A 12,316-nucleotide genomic window follows, 5' to 3' on the forward strand; every position below is an offset into this window, starting at 1 on the left:
AGGCCGAATTTGAAGTCTTTTCTGAACGAAACCCCCTACTATCTGTTGTCAAGGTTCAGTTTTTAGCTTGGTTATCGCTTTTTCCATTGTAGCTTAAAGCCGTCGTAAAACGACGGGGTTTTAACCCAAATTTTCGATAAATCTTAATAAAAAGTAAAAATGCTACAAGTGTAACAGTTTTTAACCAGAGAGTTGACCTATCCTTAAGGAAAAGATAAAAGCGATGTCTGTGGTTTTTTTAAGATAACTCTCGATTAGGCCTAGGTGTAGTGTACCGATGGTAGGCTAAACTATGGAACGATTATCGTGACTTGAGTTGGGAGTTATATTTAATGTACAGTCCGAGTACACTAGCGGGAAGCCGTTTATTTGTTTACGAAGTGGCGGGTCTCAATCAAAACGACAATACTGACAGCTTGGATTATTCAATCCGTCAGAGTGGAAGCGTGTTTTTCACGGTTCCCTACAGTCGCATGAATCAAGAAATGCGTCGGATTACCCGTTTAGGTGGTCGTATCGTCAGCATCAAACCCTTAAATGGGATTGCCCCCGTAGCAACTGTTTCTAGTGCCTCCACACCACAGCCAATCGCTCAATCATCGCCCGTCACCGAACAGACCAAGAAAAAGGCCATGACTCAAGCGAAAGAAAAAACAGATATCCCCGTCAACATCTACCGTCCGAATCAACCCTTTATCGGCAAATGTATCGAGAATTATGCTCTCGTTGATGAGGGGGGTATCGGTATCGTACAACACGTCACCTTTGACCTTTCTGGGGGCGATTTACGCTATTTAGAAGGGCAAAGTATCGGTATTATCCCCCCGGGTAGCGATGCTAATGGCAAACCTCATAAATTGAGACTCTATTCGATCGCCTCCACCCGTCATGGTGATAAATTAGACGATAAAACCGTATCCCTCTGCGTGCGTCAGTTAGAATACCAACACCCAGAAACCAAGGAAACCGTTTATGGAGTTTGTTCCACCCATCTTTGTCATATAGGGGTGGGGGACGATGTGGCTATTACTGGTCCCGTGGGTAAGGAAATGCTGCTGCCAGGTGATGAAGATGCCACTATCATTATGATGGCCACCGGGACGGGAATCGCTCCTTTCCGAGCTTTCCTCTGGCGGATGTTCAAGGAACAACACGAAGATTATAAATTCAAAGGTCTAGCTTGGTTGATTTTCGGAGTTCCCAAAACGGCGAATATTCTCTACCAAGAAGAATTAGAGAAAATAGCGGCGGAATTCCCCGATAACTTCCGTCTCACCTATGCCATCAGCCGGGAACAGCAAAATCCCCAGGGCGGTAGAATGTATATTCAACACCGGGTAGCCGAACACGCTGACGAAATCTGGAATCTACTCCAAAGTCCCAAAACCCACGCTTATATGTGCGGACTGAAAGGGATGGAAGATGGTATCGACGATGCTATCACCAGTGCCGCCGCTAAAAATGGTGCTGATTGGTCTGTCTATCAGAAACAACTGAAAAAAGAACATCGCTGGCACGTAGAAACCTACTAAACCAAAAAGGTTCTCGGAAAATTTTTTCGGGTGGGCATTGCCCACCCTTTTTGTCTTGGTTTCGGTTAAGATCAGTTTTTTAAAAGGCCTTTAATAAAGATGAAATTCTCTCGACGCTTTTTTCCTGTTTTCCTTGCCCTCTGCTTACTGTTTATTTTGCTGCCCCGGGCCTGGAGTTTTACTAATAGCCAAAAACAAATTCTGGCAGATTTAAAAACAGCCGAGATTATTTATCTGGGAGAAAGGCACGATAGTCAAGGCGATCATCAGGCCCAATTAGCTATTATCAAGTATTTACAGGCCAATAATCCCCAAATAGCGATCGCTTTCGAGATGTTTCAACGTCCTTACCAAATCTATTTGGATCAGTATTTAGCGGGCCAAATTACTGAAAATCAGTTGAGAGAAAAAAGTGAATACGACCAACGTTGGGGATTTGATTGGGAATTTTACGCCCCGATCCTGCGCTTGGCCAAGGCGAAACAACTACCAGCGATCGCCCTAAATACACCCACGGAAATCACTAGAAAAGTGGCACAGGAGGGCTTAGAAAGCCTCTCCACCTCAGAAATGACCTACATCCCCCCTAAAAGCGAAATAAACCAGGATAACGAGGAGTATCGTCAACAGATCTTAGCCGTTTATCAGCAACACACGGGGGGCAAAAGTCAGGGATTCGATCGCTTTTTTTTGGCACAGGTTCTCTGGGATGAAACCATGGCCGATGCGATCGCTAAATTCTGGCAAGCTCATCCCGACTATCAGATCATCGTCCTAGCAGGAAAAGGTCATATTGCCTACGGTTACGGTATTCCCAGTCGAGTCCAAAGAAGATTAGGCGATCGCGTCATCCAGCGCTCGGTTTTCTTGGGAGACGCTCCTCAATCATCACCAGAAGAAACCAAAAAACCCGCCGATTATTTTTGGCAAGAGCAAAATTAAGCAAGTCAGGAGCTAGGAAACAAGAGATGGTAAGCTAAGATGCCAGTCTTTCAATTTAGTAAATAATAGGTCTGAAAAACTGAGGCTATTTTATGATTAATTTAACCTGTCAAGATACCGAAACGATCGAGCGCATTTTAGCTGTGACTCGTGCCGTCGGTTGGGGTGGTGCTAAAATTCTCCAATCCTACCACCGCGGTGAACAGGATTTAGCCGTCAACGAGGAAAAAAAAGGCGGACCTGTGACGGCGGCGGATTTAGCGGCAAATAACTATATTTTAGGGGAATTACAAACAAATTTCTCTGATATCGACTTTGGTTATCTGAGCGAGGAAACCCATCAGGGCAATGAAGCTATCCCGAAAGATTGGGTATGGATTATCGATCCTTTGGACGGAACCCGGGATTTTATCGACAAAACGGGAGAATATGCCCTACATATCGCCTTATGTTATCAAGGAAGACCGATAATCGCCGTGGTTGCCCTACCAGATCAAGAAAAACTCTATTTTGCCCAAAAAGGAAAAGGTACTTTTCTAGAAACTAGCGACGGCAATATTACACAGGTAAAAGTTGCCAATAAAGATAAAATTACCGACCTCTATCTGGTGGTTAGTCGTACCCATCGCGACCAACGTTTTGATAATTTATTAAGTCAAATACCTTTCTTTGGTAAAAATTATGTGGGTAGTGTGGGCTGTAAAATTGCCACGATCCTCGAACAAAAATCCGATGTTTATATCTCCCTATCGGGGAAATCGGCGGCTAAAGACTGGGATTTTGCCGCACCGGAGTTGATTTTAACGGAAGCAGGCGGCAAATTTTCCTATTTTGATGGTCAACCGGTGCGCTATAATCGCGGCGATGTGCGGCAATGGGGGGGGATCATGGCTAGTAATGGTCCTTGTCATCAACAACTTTGTCAGTTGTCCACGGCAATCCTCGCCCAAATTGATACCACTGTCTAATTTCTGCCCCCCTAACCGAGAATCAGAGATCGGTAGAATGGAAAAAAACCAGATCGAGCAATGTTACGGTTAAAAACTTGGCAAGGGTTGATTTTAGCAGTTCCGATCGCCGCCGTGGTGATTTTTCTGATCGTGGCCGCCGGCTTTCAGATCAATCAATGGGGTTTAAATTGGATTTGGGCAGTTTTTACCCTGATTTTTGTTGCTTGGCGCTTCCTGTTGGTCAGATGGACGCGCCCAGTAGTCGGGGAAATTGAAGCCGCCATTGGGGAAATTAAGGCAGAATTAACCCCTCCTGACGGTGATTCTGGGGGAAATGTCGAGGAAATTATCGAGAGAATTATCGCCGAGGCCCGCAATGATCGCCCGGTGTGGGAAGATTGGGCGACTTTTTGGCAACGCTGTCAGGATTTGGTCAATGCCATCGCCCAGATATATTACCCCGATGTCAAGTACCCCTTATTAAATATTTACATTCCCCAGGCCTACGGTTTAATTCGGGGAACTGTGGATGATAGCGATCGCTGGATGCAGAATCTTTCCCCGGCCCTGAATCAAATCACCATCGGTCAAGCCTATCAAGCCTACGAAGTTTATCAAAAATTGCAACCCTCAGCCCGGAAACTTTGGCAGGTCTGGAATTGGGCGCAATGGGTAATCAATCCTGCCGCGGCTGTGGCTAAAGTTGCCAGTCAAAAGTACAGCGATCGAGCGGATCAGCAATTATTAGTCAATTTAGGGCAAGTTTTGCGGGAAAATGCCCTGAGAAATCTCTCTCGCCAAGCGGTGTTACTCTACAGTGGCAGTAATCTCGCCCCAACTCTCCCCACCAAGACAAAAATCGCCACTACTACTCTCAAAGAAATTCTCGCCCAAGCTGAACCGATCACGGCAATCGATCGCCAACCAGTTAATATTCTGCTGGTTGGACGCACCGGGGCCGGCAAAAGCAGTTTAATCAATACTCTTTTTCGGGCCGATTTGGCCCAAGTGGATCTATTGCCTAGTACCGACGCAATCCAATCCTACCATTGGCAAACCCCAGAAGGAGACGAGTTAATCCTCTGGGATACCCCGGGCTACGAACAGGCAAATCGGGCTGATTATCGGCAAAAGGTTCTCAATTATGCCGAAAACGCCGATTTATTGATTCTTGTCACCCCCGCCCTCGATCCCGCCCTGGCCATGGATGAGGCTTTTCTTAAAGATTTGCAACAAACTATTGACAATTTACCAGTTATAGTGTGTGTTTCTCAAGTTGATCGCCTGCGTCCGCTGCGAGAGTGGCAACCCCCCTATAATTGGCTGACGGGAGAAAGTCCCAAAGAAGTCAATATCCGCGAATGCTTGCAGTATCGGGCGGAATTATTCGAGGAACTCTGCGATCGCATTTTGCCGATGGTCAGTCAACAGCCGGATAGAGAAGCTTGGGGGGATGAGGAGTTATCAATCGCTTTGCTGGGGGCAATTTCGCCCGCAAAACAGTTGCGTTTAGCCCGTTTTTTAGCGGATTTAGAAACTCGAACTCTGGCAGCGGCTAAAATAATCGATCGCTATACTTTACAGATGGCCACGGGGCAAGGTTTAACGGCACTATTAAAAAGTCCTATTCTAGGTTTTATCTCCACTTTAGCGACGGGAAGACCGACTTTAGCCTATCTTTTAGCTGAACAAATTCCTGTGGAACAATTACCGGTAGCGATCGGTAAATTACAGATGGCCTATGAGCTTTTTTCTCTCTTAAATCCAGAGAATAAAAGTTTTGATTTATTGGCACTTTGGCCAATACTATTAGAGAATTCTAGCACTGCCGACAAGGAAGCTTGGGCTTGGGGTCATGCTCTAGTAGAATATTGGACAAAGGACTTATCGATCGAACAGTTCCGGTCAAGTTATCACGGGTATTTAGAGACGATAAAAACAGGCCTGTAGCCAGATTAATTAAGCTAAAACTTTCTTCCACTTTAAAAGTATAGGAGAGTGGGGAGGAGAGGTTTCTGGGGTTGAGATTTCTAGCCTTTGTACTAAAATTACCAATAAGAGAGATTTTTTCGTGTTTTTTTGAAAGTTCTATTCATTTCTCTCATTTTCAGAGTTTTCATCGTTCTAAGTTTTTGACAAAGTACCCAAACCACTAAAATAAAAGGCGGTGACTGCTGTAGCTATTGGCCCTAAAAAAGTATAAATTGTCTTAGAAGAATCATTAATTAGGGTTGCCGCTTTATCCACTCTACTTTGTACTTCTTGTTCTTCGATAGCTTTCAAATTTATATTTAAATTAAAAATTCCAAGAGAAGCAAAAGAAATGAGACAAATAGAAAGAATTTGTAACCCAGCAGTGGTTAACAATCCCAACCAAAGCCACCTTGCTAAGGAACCAGCTACTTTAGTATTAAAATTATGTCTTTGGTCTGAGGGTGATATAGCTGTAGCTGGTTTACCAAATGCAGATACTTCATTGTCTAAATGATAAGGCTCCGGATTCTTCTTTAGATTATGACGCACAGAGTTCCTTTCAGTTGGAAGAGCCAAAGAAGCGCTGGGATCTTTTGGGTTGTTAACTTCCTCTGTCTCATTTTTTGAATCACTGGTCATAACTAAACAATTAGTAGTGGTCTCTGTTCATTACCTTTTTGGAGTATTAATTGAGTATCTTCCTCTGTCTCAGTTTTAGCATATAAAGCCATGAGTTTTAATCCTTTACGAATGACTTCAGACTCTGTTAAGTCTAGCTCTTTAGCTATTTCTTTAAGATATTCAGAGTCCTTTTGACTAAGATTTACTCGAAATTGTCTGGTAGCCATTTTTTTTTGTTAATTCAGTAATAGTCTGCCTTTAGAAACTTAGCATCCTAAGTACAGTATCCTATCTTACCCTAATTACACCAGATATGTCAACCCTAATTACACTAGATATGTCAAGCAATTGCACCAGATATGTTAAGTCAACATAAACGAGTCCTGACGGTACTTAATGGGTGCAATAAGTCAAATACCATCGACTTATCGACTTATTTGCTATTAAAAAGCTATTTTTCACAAATTTTAACCAAAATAATCTTAGGTTTTATTCATGCTTAGGTGTAATAGGGGGTATAATAGGGTATTTAGTAGGTGGTACTATATACACATATATGCAAGGCATATCAATGGGTATATTGTGGGGTTTAATAGATACCACAGTGCTGAGTTCCTATGGTATGATAGTTCCATCAACTTTTAGATAGATAACAGTATGGCAGACACAACTAAACAAGTGAGTATGCTATAATTGGAGTTAGAAGATGATCTAATCAGACAAATTGAAGATGTAGCTGATTCTGGTTGTTTTTCAAAAGATGAATTATTACAAAGTATTTTAGAAGCATGGAGATATCATCAAGCCTATATACATAGACTTGAAAATATGGTTCAAATAATCAATATTAAGTAATTCGATTTGATGGTAACGTGGAATCATTACTCTCAAATGATTACCTGCTTATTACTTTGAGCTAACAAAAAATTTTATCACTATTTTCTTGAACAACAGTCTATTAAACTTTCATAACAAGTAACCCTGAGACAATTATCAGTTTTAGCAATTAATTATTGAGATGTTAATTTATTGTAAGCGGAAATGAGCGCCGCATTTTCCCAATCATCATCAAAAGGGAGCGCATCGGTATCTGACAAAGCATTAGCCTCGATTTCTGCATCGCTCATCGATTTAACTCGCTCCCAATCGGTTAAATTATTAATATCTGGGGGATTATTTGTTATATTTATCCTTCCTAAAGCTAGTCTTTCCAGATGCTGTTGCCCGTGTCGAACTACAGTGATATACTAAGGGTGACTTTCTCAATACTTTCTAGGGAGATTTTGCTATCAATTCCCAGAAAGCTTAGAGTAGGAAGGCACAATTATTTGTAGGATGGGTTAGCGCACTTCGTAACCCATGCGGGCGTTGGGTTTCATACTTCAACCCAACCTACGTTCATCTTATATTTAATTCCACCCACCTACTTACGGTAGGAGGGTTGCTCAAAAACAGACAATTTAACCCGACTAAATATAATAACCTTAATAATAGTTTCTTATCCATGATTAAAACCACTCCGATCAACAATCTTTAACTGGCTGCAAAAATTCATATATTTGACTAGCCAATTATATTATTACCATATTTTTGGAGAAATGATCGCAGCATTTTCCCAATCATCATCAAAAGGAAGCGCATCGGGATCCGACAGAGCATTAGCCTCGATTTCTGCATCACTCATCGATTTAACTCGCTCCCAATCGGTTAAATCGCTAAAATCTTGCCTTTCCTCTTTTGTGTTAAGAATCCCCCTCTTGGTGGATACTCTCTTGATACTTTCTTCGCTCACGTTCGTTTGCTCTCCTAGCACTAATCAATCGGCAAGTTTCCCCTCTTATAGTATAGACAACATAACAGATTATCCCGTTTAATTGTCCCAGCAAACACATCCTTATTTCTTGGTAATCTTGGCGATTATCTTCTCTGATTAGACAGTGACCATCGAAAATAGGAGGAACAGCCGCAAAATCTATCCCATGCTTCTCTATATTAGAATATCTTTTAGACTGATCCCAGTCAAATTTTGTAAATTGCATAAATAACTCTCCAAAAATTGTCTTTGTAGAGAGTTATTCCTATATCTCCTCCTTACCTATGGTTTTGAACGAACAAAAATTTTTATCACTATTTAAACTTCAATAGTTTTTTGTTATATCGAGAAATTACTAGCCCTAAACGCAGAAATTTTGAAAAAGCGAAGCCTCCGCTTCTACTATAATCAGAGAAGGGTAATTGAAAAAATTTCTGCGTCACCTTAAATAGCCCTTTAGATTTTGCGTCCGAGAAAATTAATAATCCGGGGATTAATTTCTTTAGACCAATGTTCTTGGGGATAGTGTTTCGCTTCCGCAAGGGAGATTAATTCCACTCCTGATTTAGTGGCCAATTTTTCCACAGTGACAGAAGATAACCAAGGATCGCCCATTCCCCAGACAAAAAGGATAGGTTTTTCCAAGTTCTCTAAACCTGTCTCAATTTCTGCCATAGTTTTCGCTAGGTTTAAATTGCGAATCGTGGCCAGTAAAGCGCGACCCACTGCCGAAGTTTTTAGATAAGGTTGACGGAAAATAGCCAGATCTGCATCACTAATCACAAAACCGCTACCAGTTTCTAAAGTACGATCGACTAATAAGGGGTCTTGAGTTGCCATATCTCCTAGGAAAGGTAGGCCCCATTGTTTCATTATCCAGGGTAATTTGACATCCCTGGAGAGGGGAGTATTTAAGACGACCAAGCGCTCAATTTTATCGGGATTTTCTAGGGCGTATTGTAGGCCGACGGAGGCTAAAAAACCTTGCACAATTAGGGAGATTTTCGGCAATTGGAGAGCTTGAATAAAATCGGCCAAGGCTTGACAAAAAGCGCTAGGTGTGTAGGCGAATTCTCTGGCATCGGGTTTAGCGGATAAACCGGAACCGATCCAATCGGGGGCAATAGCATTAATGTTATATTCTTCTAAACTGGTTAATAATTCCCGCCAAATATAGCTATGGGCGGGTAAACCATGAAGTAGGATCACGGGGGTTGTATCTGGTTGTTGAGCGGGGTTAACCTGTCGATAAAACCACTTGAGAGAGCCGACTTCGAGAAAATTTTCTAAAATAGCCATGGTTAATGGGGGATTCATAATCATTAACCATTGTCTAACGTCTAGGAACCGATCGCACCGGCAATTTTCCCACCCTGGCAGTTAAAGGGAGCTTGCGTCGAGACTTTGTGCTTCTCCGGGGGTTAAGGGCAAATGAAGACCGCATTCTTGTTTTAAACCCTTGAAACGGGTGTCTCGTTCGTTGCTATCATCGGCGGTTAAAGGCCGACTGGAGTGCCAATCGCCGACGGAGACATAACCCAGATCAAAATAGGGATGGTAGGGAAGATCGTATTTAGTCAGATACTCGTAGATGGTTTTGGCATTCCAGTCAAGGATCGGTAATATTTTGTAACGTTCGCCCTGTTGATTGACCCATTGGAGAGTTTTGCGGTGGTCGGTTTGGTCGCGACGCAAACCCGCTAACCAAGCGGCGGCCTTTAATTCCTTCAGGGCCCGTTGCATCGGTTCCACTTTGCGGATTTTGTCGTAGAGATTGAGGGAGTCCAGATCGTTATTTGACCACAATTTACCGTGGATTGCTTCCATGCGGGCGGGACTGAGGGGAGATTGATAAACTTTCAGGTTTAAATGGAGGCGTTGGCTTAATTCTTCGGCAAATTGATAGGTTTCCGGGGGAAGATAGCCGGTATCGATCCAAATGACGGGAATATCGGGGATAATTGCGGTTACGAGGTGCAACATTACCGCCGCCTGAATGCCGAAACTGGTACTCATCACCAAACCTTCCCCAAAGGTGGCTTCCGCCCAAGCGACGATTTCCGCGGCGTTAGCGGAGTCAAAACGTTGATTAATTGTAGCGAGGTCGAGGGATAGAGGGTAGGAAAAAGACCGGTCGGCAGTGGGGATGAAGGCAGTTTCTAGGGCCTGTGGATGAGAATTAAGCAAGTGTAAATCTGGCATTCTGGCTAAGATTTAAGGTATTAGTAGCGGCGGATACTGATAGAGTCCAATCTATCCATTAGGGGCTGAGAATAGAGTCAACTCCATCTTCTCCCCTTGAGAAACGTAGGTGAGACTTTCACCTCACACGGCTCCTAGTTTTACTGCTCCATTGTTAGGGATACAGCTTGACACTGGAGAGCCGTTTTATCATCCTGACACTGGCGGTCTAGTAATTGGGGGTTTTTGTATTCATCCTGACCACCGTATTGTTGAGAATGTATATACTGTACTTCTACTATATCTGATGGGGTGAAGTGTGGCCCACACTAGCGACACCTTCCTTTCTCAAAAATCTCTCTGGTTACAATAGACTCAAGTTGGCAGCCCAAACAGTCTCTGGTGACATCTAATTGACCTCGATTAATGATAACCAAGTTAAGCAAGATTGGCAGGAATTGTCGCTAGTTTTTGCAGTTGTTTTTCAATATTGGCCCTTAATTCAGTCCGGGTGATTTCTTTTCCCGTTTGAGCGGTGTGTGCATTTTCCAGAAAAATAATACTATCTACTTTTTCTAGGGCAAATAATTGGAATAAAAGATGGGTTACGGGAATCAGGAGCGTTGATAGAGGTGAATTGGGGGTATTTTGAGCAGATATGGCCATTTTTTCCGTAGCAAAGGCATAGATTACCCTTTTCTCCTGTTGCGGCTGCTGCCGATGGGCTAAGGTGGTTAGTAACCAATCACCCTGGCTATTCTGAACCACATAGTATTGTAAATGTTTTAACTGTCTGGCCACGGCCGCGAGGACGGGATTAACCGCTTCTTCCATGACTACGGTTGCCAGTCCGTAATTGACCGCGTCTCGACTTAAAATATGCAGTTGTGCCTTTAATTTCATGGCTAATAATGTCTATAAACTAATCGATATTGACCATTCCTACCAGCGATGAGCGGTTTTTCTGCCAGGACAATTTTAGGCGTTGCTGATTTGAGATCTGAATCCTCTTTGCTGGGATTTTTAAAACCTAGACCCAAACTAACTTTGGCACGGGAACCTGCACAGTTGCTATTCATCCCTTGATTCAGCAACGCTATTTAAAATTGTCGTCGTGAAAAGATGAGGATGGAGATACCCAATAATAGACCAGTATAAACGAGACTGTAGAGGGCATTACCGATTAAGACATCAGCACTAGGCAGCAAACCATAAACGGCCTCGTTTCTAAAATTCAATCTCTCTAAATCTGGGAGAATTAGATAAATATTTTTAGTGATAGCGAGGATATTGGGATTTTTGCTGATTATACCCAATTGGATCAGATCTTTGCTGATGTGACCCATTAGATAGACCCCAAAAGTCATTAACGTGGCTAAAATCGAACTGGTAAATACCCCAAAAGCGATCGCCACGGCCGCGATGAGAATTAATTCCAAACCGAGATAGAAAACCGAGACAATCAGGGGTAAAGGTTGAAAAGATACTTTCATCCCCAGCAACATCAGCAAGTAAATCACCAACATTACCCCCAACATCACCGCTAAAACCCCGGACAAACCCAAGTGTTTACCGAGGATAAATTCGGCCCGACTCAGGGGTTTGGGAATCAAAACTAAAATAGTTCTCTTGTCAATTTCCTTATTAATTAGCCCTGTACCCACAAAAACCGCAACAATTACCCCTAATAACCCGATAGCGGCTAATCCCAAGTCAAGAAAGATTTTCTGATGGGTTCCCACCGCAATTTCTGGTAATAAACGCCAAGCGAAGGCCATCAACAAGGCAAAAAACCCGATAAAGTAAAGAATTCGATCGCGAATAACCTCGCGAAAACCATTAGCTGCGATCACCCATATTCTCAGGATACTGATACCCATAGCCTTTCATCAAAATAATATCTGTCTTTCCTAGATTAAGAGATTGTTTCATCCCCTCATTATGCCCAATTATTAACGTCCCTATTTGATCAAGAATACACCAATCTATTACTTTTTTGCTGGCCCTGTGTAGGTAATTTTCTCCTCGACAGTTTCGTTTATGGCTTAGGAATATCAATTTTTGAGGTTTGAGGTTTTGGGTATGATTAGGTGTTGACAATCTCACCGTTAAGCCTACGACTATAGACTATAATGGGAGATTGCTGCTTCTACTCCTCTTAACTAGTGGGACTTAAACAAAATTTAAGCCCAAACAAAGCCTAAACTGGCTTTGTAAGCGGCAAAAACATCCCGATTCTCGGTCAGCCACTCAAAGAAACGGAAAGACATCGCTGTCCGAAAAGCTTCCAAAGCTTCCACAAA

The 12,316-nt window shown here is 42.7% G+C and carries 14 protein-coding genes; 5 read left to right on the plus strand and 9 right to left on the minus strand.

Going from position 1 to position 12,316, the window contains the following annotated elements; genetic code table 11:
• Window positions 1-332 precede the first annotated feature (332 nt).
• From cpcD/petH to IM322_RS06115, 4 genes are all read left to right on the plus strand, one after another.
• Complete coding sequence (gene cpcD/petH / locus IM322_RS06100) at window positions 333-1,532, plus strand: bifunctional rod-capping linker CpcD/ferredoxin--NADP reductase PetH (RefSeq protein WP_287673577.1); 1,200 nt, start codon at window positions 333-335, stop codon at window positions 1,530-1,532.
• 99 nt (window positions 1,533-1,631) lie between these two features.
• Window positions 1,632-2,474, plus strand: a complete 843-nt coding sequence (locus IM322_RS06105) for a ChaN family lipoprotein (RefSeq protein ID WP_287673579.1) — start codon at window positions 1,632-1,634, stop codon at window positions 2,472-2,474.
• A 92-nt stretch (window positions 2,475-2,566) separates the two neighbouring features.
• A complete protein-coding gene (locus tag IM322_RS06110; protein WP_287673582.1) occupies window positions 2,567-3,442 on the plus strand; it encodes a 3'(2'),5'-bisphosphate nucleotidase CysQ family protein in 876 nt (291 codons plus the stop codon).
• Between the two features lie 60 nt (window positions 3,443-3,502).
• The gene (locus IM322_RS06115; RefSeq protein WP_287673584.1) at window positions 3,503-5,374 is read left to right on the plus strand and encodes a GTPase family protein; all 1,872 of its coding nucleotides are present in this window, start codon (window positions 3,503-3,505) and stop codon (window positions 5,372-5,374) included.
• Window positions 5,375-5,548: 174 nt separating this feature from the next.
• Here IM322_RS06115 and IM322_RS06120 read toward each other — a convergent pair whose 3' ends face one another.
• Window positions 5,549-6,037, minus strand: a complete 489-nt coding sequence (locus IM322_RS06120; protein WP_287673586.1) for a hypothetical protein — start codon at window positions 6,035-6,037, stop codon at window positions 5,549-5,551.
• Window positions 6,038-6,039: 2 nt separating this feature from the next.
• Window positions 6,040-6,246: a hypothetical protein gene (locus IM322_RS06125; RefSeq protein ID WP_002762605.1), complete on the minus strand. Its 207-nt coding sequence runs from the start codon at window positions 6,244-6,246 to the stop codon at window positions 6,040-6,042.
• A 466-nt stretch (window positions 6,247-6,712) separates the two neighbouring features.
• Here IM322_RS06125 and IM322_RS06130 point away from each other — a divergent pair, with 466 nt between their 5' ends.
• Window positions 6,713-6,874: a hypothetical protein gene (locus IM322_RS06130; RefSeq protein ID WP_287673588.1), complete on the plus strand. Its 162-nt coding sequence runs from the start codon at window positions 6,713-6,715 to the stop codon at window positions 6,872-6,874.
• 155 nt (window positions 6,875-7,029) lie between these two features.
• Here IM322_RS06130 and IM322_RS06135 read toward each other — a convergent pair whose 3' ends face one another.
• The 7 genes from IM322_RS06135 to IM322_RS06165 form a co-directional block, all read right to left on the minus strand.
• Complete coding sequence (locus IM322_RS06135; RefSeq protein WP_287673598.1) at window positions 7,030-7,233, minus strand: hypothetical protein; 204 nt, start codon at window positions 7,231-7,233, stop codon at window positions 7,030-7,032.
• 365 nt (window positions 7,234-7,598) lie between these two features.
• Complete coding sequence (locus IM322_RS06140; protein ID WP_287673602.1) at window positions 7,599-7,811, minus strand: hypothetical protein; 213 nt, start codon at window positions 7,809-7,811, stop codon at window positions 7,599-7,601.
• Window positions 7,762-8,058: a BrnT family toxin gene (locus IM322_RS06145; RefSeq protein WP_287673590.1), complete on the minus strand. Its 297-nt coding sequence runs from the start codon at window positions 8,056-8,058 to the stop codon at window positions 7,762-7,764. The genes IM322_RS06140 and IM322_RS06145 overlap by 50 nt, the downstream gene beginning before the upstream one ends.
• A 230-nt stretch (window positions 8,059-8,288) precedes the next feature.
• On the minus strand, window positions 8,289-9,155 hold the full coding sequence (locus IM322_RS06150; protein ID WP_287673592.1) for an alpha/beta fold hydrolase: 867 nt from the start codon (window positions 9,153-9,155) through the stop codon (window positions 8,289-8,291).
• A 57-nt stretch (window positions 9,156-9,212) separates the two neighbouring features.
• Entirely contained in the window at window positions 9,213-10,034 is an 822-nt protein-coding gene (gene cysH, locus IM322_RS06155; protein WP_287673594.1) for a phosphoadenosine phosphosulfate reductase, read from the minus strand.
• Window positions 10,035-10,451: 417 nt separating this feature from the next.
• Window positions 10,452-10,916: a hypothetical protein gene (locus IM322_RS06160; RefSeq protein ID WP_287673595.1), complete on the minus strand. Its 465-nt coding sequence runs from the start codon at window positions 10,914-10,916 to the stop codon at window positions 10,452-10,454.
• A gap of 197 nt (window positions 10,917-11,113) precedes the next feature.
• Window positions 11,114-11,893 carry an ABC transporter permease gene (locus IM322_RS06165; protein ID WP_287673596.1) on the minus strand — a complete coding sequence of 260 codons (780 nt, stop codon included), beginning with the start codon at window positions 11,891-11,893 and terminating at the stop codon, window positions 11,114-11,116.
• Window positions 11,894-12,316 lie beyond the last annotated feature (423 nt).

Origin of the sequence: Microcystis sp. M109S1, from assembly GCF_020247025.1 — a bacterium.
In the GTDB taxonomy this organism is placed as follows: Bacteria; Cyanobacteriota; Cyanobacteriia; order Cyanobacteriales; family Microcystaceae; genus Microcystis.

Bases quoted from the DNA above. Each gene is read 5' to 3' on its own strand.
- IM322_RS06125 (WP_002762605.1), bottom strand. From the start codon at position 6,246: ATGGCTACCAGACAATTTCGAGTAAATCTTAGTCAAAAGGACTCTGAA.
- IM322_RS06160 (WP_287673595.1), bottom strand. From the start codon at position 10,916: ATGAAATTAAAGGCACAACTGCATATTTTAAGTCGAGACGCGGTCAAT.
- cpcD/petH (WP_287673577.1), top strand. From the start codon at position 333: ATGTACAGTCCGAGTACACTAGCGGGAAGCCGTTTATTTGTTTACGAA.
- IM322_RS06120 (WP_287673586.1), bottom strand. From the start codon at position 6,037: ATGACCAGTGATTCAAAAAATGAGACAGAGGAAGTTAACAACCCAAAA.
- cysH (WP_287673594.1), bottom strand. From the start codon at position 10,034: ATGCCAGATTTACACTTGCTTAATTCTCATCCACAGGCCCTAGAAACT.
- IM322_RS06110 (WP_287673582.1), top strand. From the start codon at position 2,567: ATGATTAATTTAACCTGTCAAGATACCGAAACGATCGAGCGCATTTTA.
- IM322_RS06165 (WP_287673596.1), bottom strand. From the start codon at position 11,893: ATGGGTATCAGTATCCTGAGAATATGGGTGATCGCAGCTAATGGTTTT.
- IM322_RS06115 (WP_287673584.1), top strand. From the start codon at position 3,503: ATGTTACGGTTAAAAACTTGGCAAGGGTTGATTTTAGCAGTTCCGATC.
- IM322_RS06150 (WP_287673592.1), bottom strand. From the start codon at position 9,155: ATGATTATGAATCCCCCATTAACCATGGCTATTTTAGAAAATTTTCTC.
- IM322_RS06145 (WP_287673590.1), bottom strand. From the start codon at position 8,058: ATGCAATTTACAAAATTTGACTGGGATCAGTCTAAAAGATATTCTAAT.
- IM322_RS06105 (WP_287673579.1), top strand. From the start codon at position 1,632: ATGAAATTCTCTCGACGCTTTTTTCCTGTTTTCCTTGCCCTCTGCTTA.